The sequence below is a fragment of the Leptolyngbya sp. Cla-17 genome, assembly GCF_016807185.1.
Taxonomy (GTDB): Bacteria; Cyanobacteriota; Cyanobacteriia; order Leptolyngbyales; family Leptolyngbyaceae; genus ULC077BIN1.
Genome location: NZ_JAEVYN010000002.1, coordinates 2,754,651 through 2,778,986 on the forward strand (window position 1 = coordinate 2,754,651; position 24,336 = coordinate 2,778,986).

The 24,336-nt window shown below is 52.8% G+C and carries 14 protein-coding genes; 13 read left to right on the plus strand and 1 reads right to left on the minus strand.

Going from position 1 to position 24,336, the window contains the following annotated elements; translation table 11 throughout:
• Positions 1 to 162 precede the first annotated feature (162 nt).
• Entirely contained in the window at positions 163 to 1,674 is a 1,512-nt protein-coding gene (locus tag JOY44_RS23665; RefSeq protein WP_203032103.1) for a DUF4157 domain-containing protein, read from the plus strand.
• Positions 1,675 to 2,097: 423 nt separating this feature from the next.
• Positions 2,098 to 2,334, plus strand: coding sequence for a DUF4926 domain-containing protein (locus tag JOY44_RS23670; protein WP_171575823.1), 237 nt, complete (start codon positions 2,098 to 2,100; stop codon positions 2,332 to 2,334).
• 21 nt (positions 2,335 to 2,355) lie between these two features.
• On the opposite strand, the gene JOY44_RS32505 is transcribed toward JOY44_RS23670, so the two are convergent.
• Positions 2,356 to 2,487, minus strand: a complete 132-nt coding sequence (locus JOY44_RS32505; protein ID WP_281063323.1) for a hypothetical protein — start codon at positions 2,485 to 2,487, stop codon at positions 2,356 to 2,358.
• Positions 2,488 to 2,574: 87 nt separating this feature from the next.
• Here JOY44_RS32505 and JOY44_RS23675 point away from each other — a divergent pair, with 87 nt between their 5' ends.
• From JOY44_RS23675 to JOY44_RS23725, 11 genes are all read left to right on the plus strand, one after another.
• On the plus strand, positions 2,575 to 2,865 hold the full coding sequence (locus JOY44_RS23675) for a hypothetical protein (protein ID WP_171575824.1): 291 nt from the start codon (positions 2,575 to 2,577) through the stop codon (positions 2,863 to 2,865).
• The gene (locus tag JOY44_RS31670) at positions 2,862 to 3,032 is read left to right on the plus strand and encodes a type II toxin-antitoxin system RelE/ParE family toxin (protein ID WP_197985715.1); all 171 of its coding nucleotides are present in this window, start codon (positions 2,862 to 2,864) and stop codon (positions 3,030 to 3,032) included. Before JOY44_RS23675 ends, JOY44_RS31670 begins: the two co-directional genes overlap by 4 nt.
• 388 nt (positions 3,033 to 3,420) lie before the next feature.
• Positions 3,421 to 3,819: a GPW/gp25 family protein gene (locus tag JOY44_RS23685; protein WP_171576227.1), complete on the plus strand. Its 399-nt coding sequence runs from the start codon at positions 3,421 to 3,423 to the stop codon at positions 3,817 to 3,819.
• Positions 3,820 to 3,866: 47 nt separating this feature from the next.
• Positions 3,867 to 6,065, plus strand: coding sequence for a putative baseplate assembly protein (locus tag JOY44_RS23690; RefSeq protein ID WP_171575825.1), 2,199 nt, complete (start codon positions 3,867 to 3,869; stop codon positions 6,063 to 6,065).
• Complete coding sequence (locus JOY44_RS23695) at positions 6,062 to 7,120, plus strand: phage tail protein (RefSeq protein ID WP_171575826.1); 1,059 nt, start codon at positions 6,062 to 6,064, stop codon at positions 7,118 to 7,120. The genes JOY44_RS23690 and JOY44_RS23695 overlap by 4 nt, the downstream gene beginning before the upstream one ends.
• The gene (locus tag JOY44_RS23700; protein WP_171575827.1) at positions 7,113 to 8,504 is read left to right on the plus strand and encodes a hypothetical protein; all 1,392 of its coding nucleotides are present in this window, start codon (positions 7,113 to 7,115) and stop codon (positions 8,502 to 8,504) included. Before JOY44_RS23695 ends, JOY44_RS23700 begins: the two co-directional genes overlap by 8 nt.
• A gap of 21 nt (positions 8,505 to 8,525) precedes the next feature.
• Positions 8,526 to 10,745 carry a hypothetical protein gene (locus tag JOY44_RS23705; protein ID WP_171575828.1) on the plus strand — a complete coding sequence of 740 codons (2,220 nt, stop codon included), beginning with the start codon at positions 8,526 to 8,528 and terminating at the stop codon, positions 10,743 to 10,745.
• On the plus strand, positions 10,742 to 13,273 hold the full coding sequence (locus JOY44_RS23710; protein WP_171575829.1) for a hypothetical protein: 2,532 nt from the start codon (positions 10,742 to 10,744) through the stop codon (positions 13,271 to 13,273). The genes JOY44_RS23705 and JOY44_RS23710 overlap by 4 nt, the downstream gene beginning before the upstream one ends.
• 95 nt (positions 13,274 to 13,368) lie before the next feature.
• Positions 13,369 to 14,997, plus strand: a complete 1,629-nt coding sequence (locus JOY44_RS23715; protein ID WP_203032104.1) for a tetratricopeptide repeat protein — start codon at positions 13,369 to 13,371, stop codon at positions 14,995 to 14,997.
• 194 nt (positions 14,998 to 15,191) lie between these two features.
• Positions 15,192 to 17,810 carry a CHAT domain-containing protein gene (locus tag JOY44_RS23720; RefSeq protein WP_171575831.1) on the plus strand — a complete coding sequence of 873 codons (2,619 nt, stop codon included), beginning with the start codon at positions 15,192 to 15,194 and terminating at the stop codon, positions 17,808 to 17,810.
• A 12-nt stretch (positions 17,811 to 17,822) separates the two neighbouring features.
• On the plus strand, positions 17,823 to 24,302 hold the full coding sequence (locus JOY44_RS23725; protein WP_171575832.1) for a filamentous hemagglutinin N-terminal domain-containing protein: 6,480 nt from the start codon (positions 17,823 to 17,825) through the stop codon (positions 24,300 to 24,302).
• Positions 24,303 to 24,336: the final 34 nt, after the last annotated feature.

Here is a 24,336-nt window from a genome sequence, read left to right on the forward strand (position 1 = left end):
TACGGATCTCGCCCCACTCACGAATCGTCCGATCGCATGGTTGCGAATGTTCAGCCTCCCGGTTGGGGTAAGCCACGCCAAGATCAACCTCAACCCACGGTTTACCACGACTTTTCCCACGTTGATCTGTTCTCCCATGCGCCCCAACGTACTCCAGTGCAGATGAAACTGACTGTGGGTGCACCGGGAGACCAGTACGAACAAGAAGCCGATCGCGTGGCGGCACAAGTCGTGCAGCGTCTCAACGCCCCGCCCCCGAATCCACCATCACCAGCGCGATCGCAGTCCGACCCATCGGTTCAACGGGAAACTTTACCCAACGAAGAAGATTTGCAGATGCAACCAATGGCTGACCAGATCCAGCGCGTGGATATGCCGGAGGAAGAAGAAGTCCAGATGAAACCAATGGTGCAACGGCAAGCCGGAGAGGAAGCTGCCACCGCCAGTACAAACTTAGAAAGCTCGATTCAACAAGCTCGTAGCGGAGGACAACCCCTCGCCGACACCATCCGGCAACCCATGGAACAGGCATTTGGGGCAGATTTTAGTGGAGTCAAAGTCCACACCGATGCCCAATCGGATCAACTCAATCGCTCGATCCAGGCAAAAGCCTTTACAACTGGACAGGATATCTTCTTTCGTCAAGGAGCCTATCAACCGGAAAATCGCGGAGGGCAGGAGTTGATTGCTCATGAGTTAACGCATGTGATGCAGCAGGAAAAAGAGCAGAGAATTCAGCGAATTAAAAATGTAAAAAGTGGAGAGGAGGAAAAGATAAATTGGGATACTCTAAGCGCAGAAGCAGCAGAAAGTTACCTTCAACGAATAGAAAAAGGTGAACTAACAGCAGAAGAGTCTGAAAAGTTGCGGTTAGTGAGTATTAAAAGGGCGCAAGCAAGCGATGCCATTTTTGAACTTCCTCAAGAAGACGCGCCAGATCCAATAAAGAAAATAAAGTTTGCAATCTTGGATAAGACGTATGCTCTTTCAATAGGTAATTCGCGCCCTAAAATAGTCTACTTATTCGATGACTTAGGAGAGAAAACTAAGAGAAAGCAAGACGCGAAGTACATGATTGATACGGAAATGGGTGAATTAGAGTTTTCTAACCTGAAACAAGTAGAAAGTCGAGGACTTAAAATACCGAGAATCTACGGTCTCTACCAATTAAAGTACCCAATTATCCAATGGCTAAGTGACCAATCCACTATAGGCGGTGCAGGAGCGAAGCCCTTAGTGCCAATGGTTAAACAAATAATGAAGCTCGACAACTTGCAGAAAAAAGCTTTTGCTAAAGATAGGTGGCAACGGACATTAGAAGATGTTGAACAACTAATTGCTCTTAATTTTACTAGTCCCGACTTGCAATTCATGATTGACAACTCAACAGGTCACATCTACATGATGGACCTTGAAGCCAGCAACACTCCTCATTTTGGAGAAGATCCAGACAAAAGATTAACAGATTTGAAAGAGTTTCTAGAAAAAGCTATAGAAATAGGCGGTATACCAGACTCTCCAGAGTTTTCATCTTTGTCGACAGGGATGGACAAAGGTAGTCCATTTGGCATATCCTCCGAATTTATGATAAGCAAACCCCCTGTAAGAAAGGGCGGTAAATCGAGCAGTTTAAACCCATTTAAACCAAAGGGTTTATTGCGGAAGAAGATATAGAAGCCATTGCAATATGTGGCAGGCGACCGAGCCGCTCGCTTAGGGTGGGCAAATGGAGGTGACTGCGGAAATAGAAGCAAGATAGGAATTTTGCCCACCTTACTCTCCCATAAACCCCGTCATCTTCTCAAAATCTGCAATCACAGGCTGTCTCTCCCACAAACGCAACCCCAATCGTTTTCCTAAACCGTCGTTGCCAAACGTCACTTTCTCGATGCTTACGGCGAGAGGCTGACACTGTTTCGATCACGGCTCCTCTGCCTCGTAGTGATCGCGTAAACACTGAGATCGCCACGGACAACGGTTTACAATCATTGTCGAAATCAGAGGCAAAAAACTTCGCACAGGCTGGATTTTGGATGATCAAGGTATATTAAAGCTAGTGACCCCGTTCTCCGGATTCGCTGATGGAGGAAATTAATCATGGCACTAGAACCCTATTCTCTAGTAGAACTCCGCACGGATCGTTATCAAGATCGAGGTACATTCATCGGTGCGGTTGGCACCATTCTGGAAGCTTACGAAGACGGAACTTACGAAGTTGAGTTCTCCCATGAGGATGGAACCACCATTGCTTGGTTTGCAGTTTCACAAGATGAGATCCAACCTTTCATTGAGAATCATCTAGTTTCTATCCCTTCTCAGAAAGAATCCGCGTGATTCTCAATTTCAACGCTCTCGCTACTCAAGGCGATCGCCGCAGCTTTGTTTCGGAACAGGCGATCGAGCTATAAGGCGATTATTGGTCTGGGTGCGATCGGAGATCGTCAATTGGTTGGCAACGCGATCTCGATTTCCTCTCTGCTTTCCCACCCAAAAATCTGTATCATTGCAGTATCACTTTTAAAGGGATACCTCTGCTCCAACCCGATAGACAGATTTTCCCACTGCCGAACTGCCATGCAAATCACCCTGAGTGCCCAGCAAAGCAAAATTCTCGAACGTCTCTCGCAACAAGGGGGTTATGCTTCCCTGGAAGATGCGATCGACACTGCGCTTGTCCTACTTGCTGATGAGATTGGTCAACCAGACCCCAATGCCAATCCAGACTACTTAGCCTGGGTTGAACAAACCTGTCTTAAGCTTGATGCAGGTATCCGGGCTGCCGAGCAAGGTGATGTTTTAGGCGCAGATGACGTGGTGGCTCGACTCCGTCAAAAGGTCAACGCCGCCAAAATTGCCTCTGCATGAAAAGCCTGCGGATTACCCTTCCAGCCGGTCAAGATCTAGATGAGATTTCCGACTATTTTCTGGCACAGAGTCTTGATGCAGGCGATCGCTTCGTGGAAGCGTTCAACCAAAAGTGCACCCAACTCGCTCGTTATCCCTACATTGGCAAAATCCTATACTTACCTTAGACCTGGCTTACGCGGATTATTACTGACGAATTACATCATCTTTTACCGTGTGATAGACGATAATGTCGAAATCCTTCGAGTCGTCAACGGTTAGCGTAATTTGCAGGATGTATGTTCAGAATAGAGCGCTCGTCCTTATGGGTTTGGAGCGTTGGCTCAAAGGGGCTAGTGCGATCGCAATTTTTGTACTCTGCTGAAAATAGCGCGATCGCGGCTTAAGATAGGCTGAAACGCGATCACACTACCAAAGAGAGGAGCGATCGCTTTTGGTCAGACGCTGAACCCCAAAAATGGTGTTGAATTGCTCAATCCCTAACTTTCGTCAAATACCGTCAAAGTGAATGGCTCACTACAGTTGAAGGGACTCCCAGAGTTTGGAGCGTTGAACATGGCATCGCATATTGGTAGTGGCATTGGGTTTCCATTAAAGACGGGCGTTTCCGGCAACTTGCAACTGAGCGCTGAAGGGCAAAATTTAGAAGAATCAATTCATGTGATTCTCCGCACCAGCTTAGGAGAGCGCGTTTATCGTCCAGATTTTGGTTCTCGACTGTCGGAGTTGGTGTTTGCACCTTTAAATACGAATACGTTGCTACTGTTGCGGCTATATGTGGAGGAAGCGCTGGATGCGTGGGAACCTCGGATTGAACTGGATGAGATTTTGACCGATCCTGATCCCATGCGAGGGCGAGTGGATATTACGATTCGGTATCATCCCAGAGATAGCCACGACTCTCGCAGTCTGGTCTATCCCTTTTACTTATTGCCTGCCGACGTAGTCCAGTAGAGAACCGATGCAATTGCCCATTCAGTGGTTTATGGTGAGGGATTTTTGTGGAGTTTGACTTTTTACCGCAGCTACCCAAATCGGATCTCGACGATCGCACCTTCAAAGATCTGGTGGATGAATGTCTATTGCGAATTCCCCGCTATTGCCCAGAGTGGACCAACCACAACCCATCCGATCCTGGCGTAACACTAATTGAACTATTTGCGTGGCTAACCGACCAGATGTTGCTCCGGTTCAACCAGGTGCCACGCCGCAACTATGTTACCTTTCTAGAACTGCTAGGCATCCGGCTTCAACCGTCCTCTCCGGCTCACACGGTTCTCACCTTTTACTTAACCCGACCGCAAGATATGTTACGCTCCGTCCCCGCCATTCCCGATGGGGCGGAAATTGCTACGGAGCGCACAGAAAAGGATACGGCGATCGTCTTTAGTACAAGCCAGGAGTTGCAGATTGGGCTACCGCTGATTCGCTACTTTCTGACAGAGGAGGGCGCTGGAATACAACCGCAACAGGTGCGCGATCGCCTGACCAACCAGTGGACGCGGGATAATGGGGGACGCTGGACAGGGCGGCAGCAGACCGTATTTCAGATGATGCCCCAGACAAATGACTGTTTCTATTTGGTGTTTGATGCAGCAGAACCGTTGGATGGCAATGTGATTGTGTTAACGATCGAAGGCGAACCCGCAGGTTCTACCGGAATCAATCCCAATCGTCCACCGCGCCATTGGGAAGCTTGGGATGGACTGGGCTGGCAATCGGTGCTGTTGCGGGAAGAGGACGATGGCACCAAGGGGTTTAGTTTTGATGATGTGGAACGGCGAGGATTGACAGGATTAACAGAAGCAGAGGTGACATTGCATCTGCCGTTAACCTGGGTGACGACGACATTTGGTGGCTATCACGGACGCTGGTTACGCTGTCGGTGCACCCAATCGGAGACGGAGCGGTTTAGTCGATCGCCCCAATTAACCACTTTGTATGCTCAGGCGATTGGTGGGCGGGTGCAGGCAAGCGAATGTTCCCATGTTGTGAATGAACTGGTGGGCGAGAGTGACGGCACACCAGGACAATCATTTTTCTTGCAATCGCAGAGTATTCTGGCGCGGCAGGAGGGGGAATATCTGCAAGTCTCGCCACCGAATGAACCACCGCAACGCTGGCAGGAAGTGGAAAACTTTGCCAATTCGGGACCGAGCGATCGCCACTACACCCTAGACCCGCGCACCGGACGAGTACAATTTGGCCCCTTAATTCGAGAGCCAAAACACTTGCAGGAAGAAGTGCAACTCCGGCGACAGGTGCAGTGGCAAGGACACACGCTGAGTCAATCTCACTTGGAGCGAGTGGAAACCCTGGAACGGCAATATGGGACAGTTCCCCCCCGCAATGCACTGCTGCACATGGTGGCATATCGGACGGGCGGCGGCGATCGCGGCAATGTGCCCAAACATGCGCTGCGGATTCTTAAAACCGCGTTGCCTTACGTCAAGCAGGTGACCAATCACGAACCCGCACGGGATGGAGCTAATGAAGAGAGCCTGGAAGAAGCGGTGTTGCGGGTTCCTCGCCTACTCCGGACTCGGAATCGGGCGGTGACGGCAGAGGATTACGAGACGCTGACGTTGCAGGCAAGTCGCACGGTCGGACGTGCCTTTTGTCCCACTCAGCAAAATGGCAACCCGCCCGGAGTGGTCACGGTATATGTGGTGCCACGGGTTAGCCTGCAAAATTTGGAGCGGGGGATCGCCCCAGAAACCTTTGCCCTGACCACACCGCTGCGGCAGGAGTTGGAGGAGTTTTTGGGCGATCGCTGTCTGTTGGGAACTCAGGTAAATTTACGAGAGCCGAATTACGTCGGAGTCTCCGTACAGGCGGTGTTGGGCGTGGAACCAGATTATCAAGTCGGTGTAGCCCGTGTTGAGTTGCGCCATTCTTTGAATCGATCGCTGTACGAATTGCTAAATCCGCTCACAGGTGGACGGCAGGGAACGGGTTGGAGTATGGGAATGCCGCTGTACCAATCTGACTTAATCGGGCTGTTTCAAAGCACTAAGGGAGTGCAATACCTGGACACGGTGCAACTGTTTGAACTAAGACGAGAAACGGGGTGGCAGCGACAAATAGTCATAACAGGGTTCGTTGACCCAGGGCAGACGGGTGTGATTTGTTCTTGGGCAGATGTGCAGCGACAGTCGGCACACCGGATTCAGATTTTAGGCGGGGAGGCAGAGCTATGAGCCAACGCGCCGATCGCCGCACGATTAGCCTCAAGTTGTTACCGATGTCTGTGCCCAATCCGCCCAACGTGGGAGCATCATCTCTGGCAACTTGGGGCGCACTGGCAGACACCCAAACCACCACCCAACCCAGCCTTTGTCTCTGTCCAGGTGAGGTGGGCGAACTGATCGTTCGCCTAGAGCATCGCGGCGATCAGTCTTTGAACTACCGCTTGCAAGTCAGCGGCAACATCCCTCACGCATGGTACAGCCTCTACACAGAGGGATCAGCCCTCCAGCGCGAACACCCAATTGAGGCAGTGGTGCGCTTCCGTCCAGATCCCGATTTCTTCGAGGGACGGGAAAGCCTCAGTCCAGAACAAATGTTGAACCTGGACTATCACGGCGAAGTGCGGGTTCACGGCGAAACAGGGGAATTGCTGGCGAGTGAACCGTTTCGCCTCTACTTGCGTCCACGCAGTCTTTATCCTGAGTTTTTGCCAGCGGTGTATCGAGAAGTGGATTTCATCGGGCGGTTGATGAAGATTTTTGAGCAATCGTTTGAGCCAGCAGTGAACACGCTTCAGACCATGTGGGCATACCTTGACCCTATGACTTCCCCAGAATCACTACTGCCGTTTCTGGCACAGTGGGTGGGCTGGCAGAACGAAACTGCCTGGAGCGTGGAGCAGCAGCGATCGCTAATCAAGCGAGCAATGGAGATCTATCGGTGGCGCGGTACCCGGCACGGCTTACAGTTTTATCTCCACATTTATACCGGCTTGCCAATGCATGACCCGATGCGCTCGCCCTATGAACAACCGATTCAAATCCACACGGCTTCCCGACGCGGATTTGTCTTAGGCGAAACCGAGCTCGGACCCACAGCTATCCTTGGCGGCGGTAAGCCCTTCCACTTCAGTGTTAGACTCTGCCCCAACGCCGGACACCTGCTGGATGAAGCCTTGGTGCGGGCAATCATTGAGCAGGAAAAACCCGCCGTTTGCACTTACGATCTGGCAATTGCGCCCATCCCCGTTGAGATTGCCCCGATCCAGGAGACTGCTCATGTCTGAGTTCCGTGCCTACCCGCGCTTAGAAGCGTTTGAGCGGTTGCAGATTAGTGATGGTTTGACGATCAACGCGGAGCGATGGCAGCAGGCACACAAGTACCATCGTCAGCGGCAAAATTTTCAGTATCAAGCGTTGTATGAGCCGGGAATTGTCTATGGGTTGGGAGTTGCGCCCATCCCGGAACAGCCCGACGGTCGGTTGCTGCAAGTTCAACCCGGCGTGGCGATCGATGCTCAGGGCAACCCGATCATCGTAAAACTGCCGGAAGAGTTTCGCATCACCTCAGAAGCCACAGAAGGACACATGCTGCTGGTGTATCTCGTTGTTAACTATGTCGATCCCGATGATTTGCGGCGTAGTCCAATGACAACAACCGTGTCAGAAACGTTTCGAATCGTGGAGAAGCTCTACCTTGATCCCAACGATGTCGAACTCTGCCGTATTCAACTATTGCCAGAAACCACGCTGATTCAAGCTCCGGCTGATGTCTATGTGCCCAGCCCCAACCAGCTTGATTTTCGCGGACGCTGCCACCCTAAACACTATCCCCAATTCTCCATTCAGGTGGGCCAGGTGACAGGTGATCTTACGGGCGACAATGCCCCACTAAACGGACTGACCGACTTGCTGCGATCGCTGAATGGTCTGTATCCCAGTTTGCGCTCGGCTCCAACCGTGCAAACCTGCGCTGCTAAAACCTTGAGCCGTGAGTCTCCCCTCAACTGCCAACTGCTGTATGTTTCTTACAATATCCTGCTAACGCTTACAAATCCAGGATTACAGCGGTTGCAGACCTATCTAGCTCAAGGCAACGTGCTACTCGTTGCGATAGATTTTGCCGAGGCGAATCTGCTCAATCTGCTGGATATTGGGCAAGAGTTGAGATCGGGATTAACGGAAGCCGAGCGCGACGGCGATACCCACACCGTTAGGCAATTGCAGACAGAAGTGGACGCAAACCAGCGGACGATCGCCCAACGCCGGTTCGAGTTGGAACAAACCCTGACCGCGATCGCCCCTCGACTGGGGCTAACCTTGACTGGTGCCAATCTTGTTTCTGGCGATCTGAGCTACGACCATCCTCTGCGATCGTTCCCCTTCCAATTCAGTCAGTTACCCCACCGTTCAGGGCATCCGATCTACGTGAAAAATTGGGGTGGCTTAGTCTGGATGGTGGGCGACTTAAGCCAATCCTGGGGACGCAACGCCCAGCCTACTATCCCCCGCGAAGCCCTCCGTTCTGCCCAGGAGTGGGGCATCAACCTGCTTCACTTTGCTGCCCAACGCTATCATTGGCTTCAATCTATGCATCCCCTCCCCCCCGCGATTCCCATCCCCTCTCCACTGATTGATAGCCTCCAACACCGCATTCACCCTAATCTATAACCTTTATCTCCTCTTCTCCCCATGCCTGACCCAGCCACTACCCAAAAGCAGATTGTGACGGAGCTATCCAGTCGGCAGGTGACGCTGAGTGCGGGACAGACTATGGCGGTGTTCAACGCAACGGTTTACAACGATAGTGATCAATTTGCATCCTTTCAACTGAAATTGTTGGCAGCCGGGGCAACAGGGGGAACTAGCAAACCCTGGTATCGCCTGACACCCTCGGTTTCCTCCAAAATTCCCGCTGGGGACAGCACCCGATTTCAGGTTGAAATATTTGATCTGCCCTCGATCGCCCAAGAGTTTCAAGGATCGATCGACTTGACAGTGGAAGTTACCTCGCGGGAACTGTATAACCAGTACGATCGACAATCGTTGCGATTGCTGGCAACCGGACTTCAAGGCAAACCACCCGACCTCTCGCTTCTGATGCCTACCCTTCAAGCGTTCCCCGGCGATCGCGTGGAGATCGTCGGACAGGTATATAACTCTACTGCCATTCCAACAGAAGCGGTTTTGCGTTTAACCGGGTTGCCTGATCGCTGGTTTCCCGACGGAGTGCAACAGCTGCTGCCACTCCCGTCTGGCAAACTGCAAAAAGTGACTTTTGAGTGTGAAATTCCGGCTCCAACTCAGGCGTTGAGTCAGGTGTATCCCTTGCAACTGGAAGCAACTGGGCGATTTCCCACAGCGATCGCCGCTGGAGAACTCCATATACTTCCCGCCGGAGAAAGGTTCTTCACCTGCGATCCGCTGGAATGCGCTATCCCCGAACAGTTAGGACGCTGGCAAAATCCAACTCAAGGAGTAGCACAATTCACCCTCCAGTTCAACAACTTAAGCAACCTGGAACCTATGGCGCAAGTCAGGGTCAGGCAGTTGTCAAAACATCGTCGCTGGTTTTGGCAGAAAGAGCTATTGCCCGCCGAACCTGTGTTCGCTTTGCCTCCCGGTGTGGCTCTAGAATTGCCCAACCCTCTGCCGATTGGACTCAGTCCTACCTCCCTCCAGATTCATCGGCGTTTGCCCTGGTTGGGGTGGGCACGCTTACAGTGGTTTGAGGTGAAAGCAGAAACAGGGGACACGATTCCATTTCAACCGGAAACGCAAACGCTACAAGTGCATGTATTTCCAGTGATTCCCTTGTGGCTGCAACTGCTAGGAGCGCTGTTAGCGCTAGGATTTGGGGCGCTGCTGTTGGCGCTACTCACCGATCCGGGGCATCGCGGCCCAGTCAACTCGGTGCAGTTTAGTGGTCAGGGGACAGAAGTGTTGAGCGGCTCGGATGACCAGACGATTCGACGGTGGCGGGTGCAGGATCAGAGCCTCACTACCCAAAATCGGATTGGCAACCTGGATAAGGCGATTCGAGTTGTGCGCTACCGCCCCGTAAACAACGATCAAGCGGCGATTGGGTTTGAGAACGGTGAAATTCAGCTTGCCAACCTACTCACAGGACGACGATCGCGCTTGATTGCCGACAAAGACGATCGAGTATTCGACCTGGTGTTTAGCCGCGATGCTCGAACGCTTTACAGCGGTCATGGCAGTGGTTTAGTGCTGCAATGGGATACCCGCCCTATCCTAGAGCAAACGGCACCCCAGCGCGCCTACGATACAAAATTTGCGATCGAGGCGATGGCGTTAGTGGGCAACGATGATAGTCATCTGGCGATCGGTGGTCGCTACAATCGGTTGCTAATTTTGGAGACTAAGAAAAATGCCAGCACTGCCAAAACCGCTCAGTTTCTGGAAGTGCCCTATCCTTCCGGTAGTTCCACCGACTACATTTCTAGCCTTAGTGCTGCCGATCAACAGCCAAACCTTTTGGTGATAGGCGATACGCAAGGACGGATCAGCTTGTGGGATGCCCAAACCTGTCTCAAGAATCAAGGACGCTGTGGCTCAATCGAGCCACCCTGGCTAGCGCATGGCGGTAGTCCTTTGCGATCAGTGGCACTCAGTTTTGATGGCTGTTTTGTGGCAAGTGCGGCAGATGACGGCGAGGTGAAACTGTGGGCATTGGATGGTCAGGGGTTGCGCCGTTCCAGTGTTCGGGAAGGGCGAGTGCTGACGCGGAGCCGTAAGCCGATCAATGCCGTAGACCTGATCCAGGATCGAGATAGCATCTGGGTGACAAGCGGGGGTGACGACGGTGAAGTGCGGCTGCATCGGGTTCAACTGGGAGGAGATGGACGGATGATCGATCGCTGTCCGGTGTTGGCAGGAGACGGATTATGAACGCGAACGATCTTGGCAACGGGGCTAAGCTGTTGGAAGGGACGATTGTATTTCAGCCGTTAGCGCTGATGGTTGCTGCCTGGGATGGCGATCGCGTCACCCCAGGAATAAAACATTACCTGGGAGTCACCCTAACCAACCGGGGCGACCAGGATGCGGTGGTGCAGGTGCGGTTAGAATCACCCTCTGAGTTGCTGCAACAGTGGTGTGTTCAACCGGAACAATGGCTAGCCCTGAGCAGCAACAAAAGCGGCGAACTCACTTTCTGTGTTGAGGTGCCGGGGGATGCTGTGCCCCAGTGGTTGGATTATGAGGTGATCGCCCGTCCGCAAGCTGCTTACGCCGACCACTATCTGCCGCCCACCCGTCGCCGCCTGCAAATTCTCGCACCTGAAATTACTGAAACGACTCAAGATCCCACCTTCAGCTTGAGTCCCGTGACTACGCCCGATCGCCCGGAAGTTGTCCAACCAGGAATTCCAATTTTAGTGGAACTACTGGTCGAAAATAGATCGGAGCGAGTGGATCGATTTAGGCTGGAATGTACTGGTTTACCAGAAGATTGGGGCATCCAGATCACCTATCCCCGCGAGGTGAGCGGATTGGGTTTGATGCGAGCTGACGATAGCGTGGGGATTAATCCGGGCGATCGTGGCATGATTCAAGTGCTGCTGCAACCGCCACCCTTACCGTTGGCGGGTAGCTATCTGCCCACCTTCCGCCTCGCCTCCGAAAATGATCCGACTCTAGGTGTTTTGGGACTGGTGTACCTGAGAGTCGAGCCAGTCTATCAACTCCAGGCATTGCTGCTACCAATGCAGGAGCAAGTTCGCGATCGTCCGGCTGAGTTCAACCTCCAATTCACCAACCTGGGGAACACTGATCGCCAGGTTGAGGTTAGCCTCACGCCGCTGAAGCAACCGGGTCCCTGCGTCTATGCTCTGCCCACCTACGCTGTCACGCTGCCGCCGCAATCCGTCGCCCAACTGCCGCTCAAAGCCACGCCGCAGCGCTGGTGGGTGCGCCCCTGGATTGGTGGGGGCAAGGTGTATCCCTTCCGGCTCGATTTTGTTGATCCCGATCAGCAACCTGTCACGCCCGCAATCATTCAAGGTGAGCTAACCTGGCTGCCCCGTCCCTGGTGGCAACTCTTGTTAGCTGCTCTCGCCGCCCTAGGACTGGTAGGAGCGCTGGCATTCTTGGTCTGGTGGTTTTTTCTGCGTCCGCCCACTCCTCCTCAAGTTACAGAGTTTGCAGTGGAGGATAGCCAGTATGCTGAGGCGAACGGTGATATGGCGCGAGTCCGCTGGCAGATTGAGCAACCCCAGCAAATCAAAACCCTGAAGCTGACGGGTTATAGTCCTGACGGAGACATGCTTAGCGGTCCGTTGGTGTACGAATTTGTCGACGGTCAACTGCCTGCCGCGCTGGAACCGTTTTGCACCCAGCAGAAAACCTTGCTGACATGCAGCCAGATTCGCAGTGATGCTTTTCTACCCGGAAAATACGTATTTGAGCTAACGCTGATTCCTCAAGGGCGACGATCTACCCCGGTCTCGCTCAAATCAAGTCCGGTGGAAATTACCGCCAAACCTGCACCCACTGTTACGGCTCTCGTGCCCCGATCGTTGTTTTATCGAGAAGCTGCCCCCGGTAAACCCACTCCGGCGGAGCAGGCGATTCCAGTTGCCGATCAAAACGGAGTCCGGCTTGATTGGGCGGTGACGATGCCGCAAGACTTGGCAGCACTGCATCTGGTGGGGCGCGATCAGGATGGCAGAATGGTAGGCGATCGCTGGTACGAATTCGCCGCACCCGGTCAATTGCCTGAAGCGCTACGCCCGTTTTGCAGCCTGGATCAGGTTCTGATTTGCCGCAATGTGCCCACCGGACTGACGGCAGTTGGGGACTATCGGTTTGAGTTGCAAGCAGTCTCAGCCACCAGCGCTGCCAAAACCGAACCAGAACCAGCCACGACCGCCAAGCCCAAAACCACTGAGATCGTCAGAATTCAGCCACAAACGCCACAAATTCTCAGCTTTCAAATTAACGGTCGGGAGGCTCCGGCTAAGGTGTTGATTCCAGTCAGCCAAGGTCAACTGCTGCCGCTGGTGCAACTCAGTTGGCGCGTTCAGGGCGGCTCCACCACCCGCGTTGAACTCGCTCCCTCACCGGGAAATGTGCCGCTGACTGGTCGAGTCAACTTTCCTCTCAGTCCCACCGCCAGCACGACGATCGCCCTTCAGGTTACATCTCCCAGCGGTAAACCACTCACTCGCTCTGTCACCGTCGAAGTCTTTAACCCCAACCCACCCGACCCCACTGCCGCCGTTACTGCCGCGATCAAAGCCGCTGCTGCCGCTGCCCGTCCGGCTCCGTCCCCATCACCCGCCGCATCTCCAAGTCCCACCCCTTCCGTCCCGAAGCCTGGAGCCACACCCTCCGATTCAGCCCCCTTCGGTGTTCCCTCTCCCACTACACCTGATCGGCTCTCCCCCTCGGAACAGCCACCTCAGTTCAATAACTAGCGAATGGTAAGGAGTAAGGGGGTAAGCCATAGAGTAGAAGGTCAATCACTAACAACCAATGACCAATGATCAATCTGCCCCTTCACCCTAAATGGATGCCTCTAGCCTTGCTGGGAATCGTCCTGTTGCCGTTCCCTGTGATCGCCCGTGATCCATTCCAGAATCTTAAAGACCCGAACTATTGGATTCAACTGTGTAACATTTTGCCCAGGACGAAGGCGGCAGAAGCGCTAGCAGCCTGTGAACGAGCAATCGAATTGCGTCCGGGAGATGCCAAATTGTGGGCACGATATGGCGCATTGCAAGTGGGACAAAAGCAATACCCGGAGGCGATTGCGGCTCTCGATCAGTCGCTTAAACGGCAGGCAAATAATTCCCAGGCGTTGACCGATCAGTGTATAGCGCTGGCGGAGTTGGGACAACCCGATCCAGCGCTGGCTGCCTGCAACAAAGCACTGAAAGTGAATGCAAACTGGGGCGATCGTTCGCCTGTAACGGCTCAACGCTACCGTACAACTATTCTGGGCACATCGGCAGCCTACGAAGCCGCGATCGCCTTTTATGATCAGGCATTGATCAAGGAACCGCAAGACTCGTTGGCTCTGCTATATCGCGGCGAAGCAGTGAAAAAGCTGGGACAACCGACCAGCGTTGTGATTGAATCCTACAAACGGGCATTGGAAGGCAACGGTAATTGGGGTGTAGACACTCCCGTGATCGCCTGGAACGCCCGTGCCTCGACGCTCCAAGAAGCGGGACAACTGGAGCTTGTCGTTCAGTCTTTAGACCGCGCCTTGCAGATTACCCCCAAAGACGCTGCTACCTGGCTGCAACTGGGTAACACCCTACGGCAACTGAAGCGCCCCACCGAAGCTCTCATCGCTTACAACCGGACGATCGATCTGCGCCCAAACTGGTCGCAAGCTTTGCTGGCACAATGCACCGTGTTGAACCAACTGCGACAGGCAGAACCCGCTCTTGCCGCCTGCCAGAAAGCGATCGGGGGCGATGGCGATTGGGGCACAGGTGATAGCGCCAATGCTTGGAACCAGCAAAGCGTGGCGCTGATGACTACCAACAAACCGGAAGAAGCACTTGCGGCGGTAAATCGCGCCGTGGGGATGCGCCCGGAACTGGGAGAAGCCTGGAACGATCGAGCAGTTGTGCTGTGGTATCTCAAGCGCTACAAAGAAGCCCTCGCCTCTGCCCAAACTGCGCTAGAACTCAACGCCGATGATGCCCGTGCCTGGGCAAATCTGGGACGAATTTTACGATCGCTGAACCAACCTGATCGGGCATTGACCGCTTACACCGAAGCCATCAAACGAGAGCCGCAAAACGCGATCATCTGGGCGAACCTGAGCGCTGTCCAGTGGTCATTGGGCGAACATCCCGCCGCCTTAGTCTCCGCCAATCAAGCGCTTGTCGCCAATCCTAAGCTGGTGCAAGGCTGGCAAAATCGGGCGATCGCCCTGGTTGCCTTGAAGAACTATCCTGACGCCCAGCACAGCTACGAACAGGTGGTTCTCTTAGACAAAGCCAATGCTGATGCCTGGACAGGATTAGGCTTAGTGCTTGCTCAAATGCAGCAAGTGCCGCAAGCGATCACAGCACTGCAAACCGCCGTTAGCCTCAATCCGGAGCAGTCGATCGCTCAGAAAGCCCTCAAAGCTTTGACTGAGACACAGCAGAAAACTCCAGTCCCAAAGCAATCAGGTTTGTAGGCGTTCGGAGTTGAATATGATCAAGCAGCCAATTTGTCTTTAATAAATGTATCTAAAACCCGCATTTGAACGGTTCTTGATGAAGCTTGTTTGAAGCACTGACCATAGTCCATTGCCAAATGCGCCCAATCAGATAGAAATTTGAATATAGCCTATTCCTTCATTTACCTGCCTCCTCCTGCCTCCCTCCTCCAATGACCAAACTCCTGCGTCGCGGATTACTCTGGCTCACAGCTTTTCTGCTCTCGATTATTTTGAGCAATCATCTCGCCATTGGTCAAACATCTGAAGCCACTGCACACCTACTTCGACAGAGCCGCCAGCGTTACGAAGCCGGACAGTTGAACGAAGCTAGGGCACTGCTTCAGCAGGTGCAGCAGCAAGCTCAGGGTCAAGAGAATGGCTTGGCTCTGGCGATTGCCCTCAGCAATCTTGCCTTAATTGACAGTGAACAGGGAAACTGGACGGGAGCAAATCGGGAGATCGCCGCCAGTCTCCAAACTTTGCAAACGACTCCGAATACGTCTGAAAAGTCAACTGTGCTGACGCAAGTGCTGAATGTGCAAGGACGACTGCAACTGGCTCAAGGCGATGCCCAAGCTGCCCTGCAAACCTGGAAGCGCACCGCATTGATGCAGCGACAATTGGGCAACATCAACGGCGAGATTCAAAGTCAGGTGCGCCAATCCCAAGCACTTCAAGCAATGGGTTTGCACAGCCGCGCCTATCAGGAAATTTTGCTACCCCTACAAGACCGATTACAGCAACCACCGGAGTCTAGCGTCAAAGCCGCTGGACTCCGGAGCGTGGGCGAGGCAATCGGGATCGTAGGCAACCTTATCACAGCTCAAGAAGTGACTCAGAAGAGTTTGGCAATGGCTCAACGCCTGAAAAATCCGCTAGATATTGCTGCAAGCCAACTCACTCTCGCCAACTTGCTCTATGCCAAAATCCGTGAAACTCGCAGCATTGGCGGCTTGAGAACTCAGGAACAGCAACAGATTCAGAGCGACACCAATACGGCTCTAAATCTGTACGAACAGATTGCCTCTACTCCATCACCCAACCAACTGCGGGCACAGTTGAATCGGCTGGCACTGCTGATTGAGATTAATTCATCGGAAACTGCCACCGAACTCGCTGCCACTTTGCAACCAGAAATTTTGGCACTGCCCCCCACTCGTCCTGGGATTGAAGCCCGATTAAACTTTGCCAATAGCTCTCTACGATTGCAGAAGCTGAAGTCAACTGTTGATCTTGCAAGGACTATAACCCTGCTAACCACCACGGTTGAGCAGGCAAGAAACTTGAATGATGCTCGACTCATTGCCAATGCGCTGGGCAATTTGGGGCGATCACAGGAACTGAGTCAGCAATTTGGGATAGCTCAAACTACCACCGAACAGGCAGTATTAATGGCAAAAGCTGCCAATGCCCCGGAGCAAACCTACCGCTGGCTGGCGCAACTGGGGCGACTACAAGAGCAACAGGGCAAACGCGCCGCCGCTACTCAGTCTTACACCCAAGCAGTCACCACCCTGCGAACGCTCCGTAGTGACTTATTGGGCATCAACGCCGAAACGCAGCTTGTGGATCAGGAAACGCTGGAACCAGTGCATCGTCAGCTCATTAGCTTATTGCTCCCCAAAGATAATTCCCAACCTGACAGGGACACTTTGCGCCGTACCCGCGAAGTGATCGAGTCGCTGCAACTGGAGGAGATTAACAACTACCTCCGCGCTGCCTGTTTTCAATCTCAGATAGAAATCGACAAGATTCTTGTGCCGCAAAAAACCGCGATCGTTTATCCGATCATTTTGCCTGATCGGATTGCCATTATCGTTAGCGCTGCCGGACAGGAAACCCGCTTATATAACCAGCCCGTGTCCCAACCGACCGTCGCGACCACCGTAAGAGCCTTACAAGACGGCTTGCGGAATCGCATTAGCTTAGAGTTTCGCCAACCGTCCAAACAGTTGTATGAATGGCTGATTACACCGATTGAGGCTGAACTGCAACGGCAAAAAGTGGAAACTATTGTTTTTGTGCTGGATGGGGTAATTCGCAATATTCCGATGGCTGCCCTGTTTGATGGCAAGCAGTTTCTAATTGAGAAATACAGCCTTGCCACCACTCCCGGACTTAAGCTCACCAGCCCGCAGCCGCTTCAGGCAAAAGCTCTCTCTGGCGTTGCTTTTGGGTTAACCGAATCGCGCACAGTAACTCTACCCGGTAGCGCTCCTAAGTCCTTTTCGGAACTGCCGTTCGTTCAGCCTGAATTAGAAGATTTACAACGGGAAATTCGTCCATCCACAGTTCAACTCAACGCCCAGTTTACCCGTGACCAATTTCAGCAAACGCTGCAAAAATCCCAGGCACCGATCGTCCATCTGGCAACCCACGGACAGTTTAGCTCTGATCGCGACCAAACCTTTCTTCTGGCATCCGATGGCGTAATTGGAATTGACCAACTGGCGATCGCGCTCAGTAGCAGCGGTGCGACCCGCACAACCCCAATTGAACTTCTGGTGCTCAGCGCTTGCGAAACTGCTAGTGGCGACGATCGCGCGCCCCTCGGTTTAGCTGGAATCGCCTTGAAATCCGGCGCTCGTAGCACCGTTGCCAGCCTATGGAAAGTGAGCGATGCTGCCACATCCCAGTTGATGCAGCGCTTCTACAAAGAGCTGGCAACCCGTCAAGTTTCCAAGGCAGACGCACTGCAACGGGCACAGCGATCAATCCTGGACGACCCACAGTTTCGTCGTCATCCCTACTATTGGGCTCCATTCATTCTTGTTGGCAATTGGTTATAAGTGGAGGTTTTGATGTTGCAAGGTAAATTTGATTATTGGCGTTTTGACAAAGGCAAAAGACAGAAAACAAAAAGCAGCAGAAATGCCCTTTTTCTCGCCTCCCGTCTCTTGTCTCCTGCTTCCTGCCTCCTGTTCTTGCTCAGTCTTGCCACTCCAACTGTCGCTCAGGTCGTTCCCGATGCTAGCCTCGGTTCAACCACTTCCATTAATGGCATTCGCACCGATATCAACGGCGGCTTGCGGCGCGGGTCGGCGCTGTTTCACAGTTTCGAGCGGTTTGGGATTCTTACTAATCACCAGGTTTATTTTTCCAATCCCGCAGGCATTCGCAACATTTTTAGCCGCGTCACAGGTGGCAGCATTTCCAACATTGATGGACTGTTGGGTGTGAGCGGTGGTGCCAACCTGTTCTTCATGAACCCCAGTGGCATTATCTTTGGTCCGAATGCCCGACTGGATGTGTCCGGTTCTTTTCTGGCAACTACTGCCAGCGCCCTCGAGTTTCCCGATGGTCAAAAGTTTGCAGCAACGGGCGATCGCGCCGTTCCCTTAGTCGAGGTCAACATCCCGATCGGGCTGCAATTTGGGGCAAACCCGCCCGCCATGTTGAATAATCAGGGCATTCTAACAGCGGGGAAAGACCTGACCCTGGCAGCGGCAACTGTCACTAGTAGCGGCAGTTTAAATGCACCCAAGGGAACCGTTATAGTCACCGCCGGGGGTGGAGATGCCTCTGTTCGGAACCTGACCGCCCAAACCGCCACCCTATCCGCCAGCAACAATCTTGTTCTAAATGAGAGCCAGCTTCAAACAACAGGCGACCTCACTCTGGTCGCTGACAACACGGTAATAGCACGAGATAGTAACACAACTCCGTTTTTGGCAAGAGCCAGGGGCAATTTGCGGATACAAGGGCAGCAAGGGATTGATATTCTGGCACTGAGACATCCAGCGCAAACTCCATTTCAAAGCGGCGGCGACTTAACTCTGGTTAGCGATGGCATTATTTCCACCGATGCTCACTTCTATAGCCGGGGCAATTTTGCCATCAAAACTTCGTCTGGCTTACCTGCCAACTTTGTTAGCCTCTACGACCCGATTATTAGCTCTCAAGGAGACGTTAGCTTTGGCAGTTACACCGGAGCCGCCCTGAAAGTTGAAGCGATCGGCAGCATCACCATTACCGGCGACATCATCATCACAGGCCCCGATACCACATCTCGCTCCGCTGCCTACGGCGATTTTGACATCACCACTGACGCAAATGGAACGGTTGTTTTTCTGAGAAATGGTCCCAGTTCGGCAACAGCGGGAACGCTAGAAAACGTACTAGGGCTTACGGCTGGAAGCTTAAACGGGTTAAATGCGCCAACCCAAGCCATTGAAGGGTCAGGACTTCAATCAACTGTTACAACCACCGCAGACAACCAGATCCTTTCATTTAACTGGGAATTCCTCACAAATGAGGGTGGTGCTGCGTTCAACGACTTCTCCTTTGTCTCCACTACTCCAAATGGGGGGTTAGCTGAACTGGCAGACCTCAACTTTACCCTCACGGCTGGCAACTCGGGATTTGGCCGCACAACCGGAATTCAAACCTTTTCCACTACTATCCCAATTAACGGAACTAATGTAGACCTGGGGTTGGGAGTGGTGGATGGGCGAGATGGTGCAGTTAACTCTGGCTTGCGAGTGTCTAATTTCCGTTTAGGCGCTGACCCAATCCCCGCAAATAATCAAGTTTTACCCCTCACGCTTTCAAGCGATCCAGATATTGCCATCCTCAATACCGGACCCGCCCTGATTTTGCGGGCTGGGGTTGCCCAATTGGCAAACCCAACTGACGGACCGCCTCCGGCTACGGTGAATGCAGGCACCTTAAACACAACCTTTAATCTATCAGCGCCACCCTCTCCTGGAACGATCACTATCAATGGCGCGATTAACACCTCAGCGGCAGGGAACGGGGGGCAAGTAATTATGGATGCTTCTGGTGACATTACGTTAACAGGCAGTATCTCATCTGCTTCGACCGGAACTGGGAACGCTGGATCGATCAACCTATCATCCGCTGCTGGCAACGTTTCTCTGACGGGGGGCGGCATTGGGCTAATCAACGCCAGTTCGGTTTCCGGTAACGGTGGAAACGTGACGATCAACACGCCAGCAGGTACGGCTTCCCTAACAAACCTGGGACTTAACACTGATACAACAGGGCTGGGTAAAGCTGGAAATGTCGTGATCAATGCCCCCACAATCACCCTGACTAACGCCCAAGTTTCGGCTGGAGTTGCACCCAGTGCTGTGACATCAAACCCACCCGATACCCAACTGTTTCTGTTCAATAGTGCGGGGACGTTGATAGCTACTAACGATGATCGCTCCTTGTTGTCCCTTGATAGCGGTAGCGTTACCCGGTTGGATTCCTACTTAGATGTCATATTTCCAGCCGCAGACACTTACTACCTCGGCATCGGTGAGTTTCCGTCCTCCAGCACAGGTAGTGGTGTTATCACTGGTCAGTATCTCGATTTAGGCGACAACTACACTCTTCATATTTCTGTTGAAAACCATAACCTGCTTGATCCAAATGCGCGAGGAGATTTAAATACTGAAAATGGCACCAACAACTCCTTTGCCCAAGCGCAAAACCTGGAAGCTCTTTCGTTTTCTGTTGCTGCCAATCCCGACATCGACAATGCTATAACCATTCCTCACATTTCAGTTACGGGCAGTGGCAATGGCACTAGCGCCGATTTCTTTGCCTTTAATGCTGCGGCTGGTACGATTGGGATTTTCGATATCGATACGAGTGGGGGAGGGCAAGCGGGCAATATTAGCCTGAATGCGCCGGGTGGATTAATCACCATGACAGGCAGCAGCCTTTCTAATCGGGTAAGTGGACCGACTGCCAACACAGCTGATATCAGCGTTGTCGCCGCCCAGTTTCAAATGCTGAGTGGTTCCCAGATTGATGCAAGTACAGTGGGCGAGAAAGGAGACGGTGGCAATGTAGTTATAAACACTAGTACACTGACGAATATCGACAGTAGCAGTATTCAGACGACTGTTGGGGCCGGAGCAACTGGAAGCGGTGGCAATATTGAGGTGACAACTAGACAGTTCAGGATGACAAACGGTGGAAGCTTAGATACGGGGAATGATAGTACAGGCTGCGGATCGGCGGCAACCTGTGCGAACCCGGTCATTACAACGGGTGGCGATGTTACTATCACCGCCTCGGGGTCTGTTTTATTAGAGAATAACAGCACTATTCGCACCGCAGTGGATTCAAATGCCAGGGGAAATGGGGGAAACATTACGATCACCGGAGCTTCTTTCTTATCCCTCACCGGGGGGAGCCGTCTCAGTGCCCAAACTGCCGGCGTGCTAGAGCCTGGGCAGGACAACGCCCGTGCTGGCAACGTTTCGATCAGTAACATTGCTGGAGCGATCGAGATTTCTGGCAGTAATTCAACTGGATTGGTCAGCGGTTTGTTCACATCCACAGAACGACAGGAAAGCGGCAGAGGCGGCAACATCACCATTAACTCTTCCAACAGCAACCTGCAAGTTACAGACCGGGCAGTGCTGAATGCCAGTACTCAAAGTGCCTCTGATGGTGGAGACATTGAAGTGACAGTAGATCGCCTGGGTGCTCTAAATGGCGGACAACTAACGACAACCGCGTTTAGCACTGGCGCAGCCGGAGACATTACAGTGACGGCTCCAAGCGGAGTCAACTTTTCTGGCAGTGCCCCACCTCCCAGCATCGCAGTCAGTCCGTTTGCTGGAGTTACTTCAATCACAGAACTGACAGGCGCTAACTTCAATAATCTAAATTCCGACCCTAATATTGAATCAGCCACCACAATTCCCCACGTCACACTGACTCCAATTGGTAACGGTATAGACTTCCCCTACTTCGGCTTTACGGTGAGGGCCGCTGGCAGCATTGGCATCTTTGATATTGACGCGGGATATGAAACATTTGGCGCACTTGGCAGTATTGATACTGAGTTGTTTCTGTTTAACAGAGATACCGGACAACTGTTGGCAACCAATGATGATAACTTTGCTACGCCCTTACCAGGTGCTGGAGGCAGTACCAGCGGTCTTGACTCCTATATTCGCCATGCGTTTCAGTCACCCGGAAACTACATTGTTGGAGTGGGCGAGTATAACTCGTTTGCCTCCACAGGTAGTTTGGTCAGCGGCGATGCACCGGACGCAAATGATGTTTACACTCTAAACATTTCACTGCAAGCCTTTGGCACACCCGATACCGCAAATCCAAGTCAAAACCCCAACAGTGGGCTATTTGCCCAAGCGTTAGGAACGGGGAATGCAGGACAAGTGACAGTAAACAGTAGTCAATTGACGGTTGCTAACGGTGCTGAAGTTTCTACCTCAACCCGATCGGGCATAAGCGGCGACATCTTGGTGCAAGGAGTGAGCGGAGGATCAACGAATTTGCAGGTGGTTAATGGTTCTATCTCCGCCTCAACCGATGCTGGGGTCGGCGGCAGTATCATTCTGAATGGGTTAAATGACCTCCAGTTAGATAATGGTCAGATTTCAGCATCTACTCAGACCGGACAAGCAGGGAGCTTAAGTGTGAATGCGGCGAACTCCGTCACCCTCAACAACGGTAGCGCTTTATCTGTAGCGGCAACGGGTAGCGGTAATTCAGGTGCAGTCTCGCTAACGACCCAACAGTTGACTGTCAACAACTCGCAAATTTCAGCCACAACCACTTCTGGTGTTGGCGGCGATGTGACACTGCAAGGGTTAGACTTCCGGCTAGATAATGGTCAGATTTCAGCATCCACTCAAACTGGGCAAGCCGGGAGCTTAAACGTCAATGCAGCCAACTCTGTCACCCTCAACAACAGTAGCGCTTTATCCGTGGCAGCAACGGGTAGCGGTAACGCCGGTGCAGTTTCGCTAACGACCCAACAGTTGACCGTCAACAACTCGCAAATTTCAGCCACAACCACTTCTGGTGTTGGCGGCGATGTGACGCTGCAAGGATTAAATACGCTCCAGATGGACAATGGCCGGATTGCAGCTTCGACGGAAACGGGACGGGCAGGTAACTTGTCAGTGGATGCCAGTAACGCGATCGCCCTCAACAACAATAGTTTATTGTCGGTGGCTGGAAACGGTGCGACGAGCGGAGACTCTGGAAATATCACCTTGACCACCCCGCAGCTCACGATCAGTAACTCTCAAATCTCGGCTTCCACCGGCGGCGGGATTGGCGGAAATGTCAGTCTGCAAGGGCTGAGTACACTGCAACTGGACAATGGGCAGGTGAGGGCGTCCACCGAAACCGGACGGGCCGGCAACTTATCAGTGGATGCCAGTAACGCGATCGCCCTCAACAACAGTTCATTATCTGTTGAAGCAACGGGGCAGACTGGTAATTCGGGCAATGTGACCCTAACTACCCCGCAGCTCAGCGTGAATAACTCTAAAATTTCGGCTTCTACGGTTGGGGGAGTTGGCGGTAACGTCACCCTGCAGGGATTGAATTCATTGCAGATGAATAATGGCCAGGTCAGCGCTTCTACTGAAACGGGACAGGCAGGCGATTTAAACGTCAATGTGAGTGGAGACATTAACCTAACCAATAACAGTCGGCTGGCAGTTGAGGCCACAGGGGCCAACGGCGTTGCCGGTGACATCACCATTAACGGGCGAAACATCACGCTCCAGAACTCTGAAGTGCTGGCCAGTAGCCGCCAAGGAAGATCAGGTAATATTAGAATTACGGGCCGTCGGCTGGATTTGCAAAATGGCACGATTAAAGCCGAAACTGGGCAAAGCACAGGGGCGCGCTCCGGCAGCATCGATCTGGACTTGAGTTTCAGGCTTACACTCGAAGATGAGAGTGAAATCTCCACTCTGGGACTGAATGGGGCAGACGGTGGCGATATCACCATCCTCAATGTGCGGTTCTTGTTTGGCAAACCACCCACTGGTTCCAATGGCAGCGACATTGTGGGCCGGGCCGATGGTGGCGGACGGGGGGGGCGTGTCTTTCTAGAGCGCAAAACCCTGGTGCAGGGCTTCTCTTTCCGGCGAGCCGAACCGGGCAACCGCACTAATGACATCGATACCAACGGGCAGTTAGCAAACTTCTCCACCGATGCCGATGTGGGGGCACGGGGACTCTCCACCGCGCTAATTGTGTTCAACGATGTCTCTCAGATTGTTCGCAGTGCCTGTGAGGCGGCGGGAGCAAATACAGAAACCAACACCGAACTCAAGATTAGTGGGCGTGGCGGTGTGCCTATCAGTCCCACAGTTTCCCTCTCAGCGAAAGATACAACCAGTGATTGGGTGTCTCTAGAACTTAGCCCGCAAGTTTCCGTTGGCATAACTCTACCAGACGGTACGACCGAGACGCTCCAACAGGGACAGATCTACCACCTTCAAGCAATCTGTGTTAATGGATGGAAAGGACAACAGCGATCTCTCCTCTAAATCATATTTTCATCCTCTACACCCTCCTACTAAA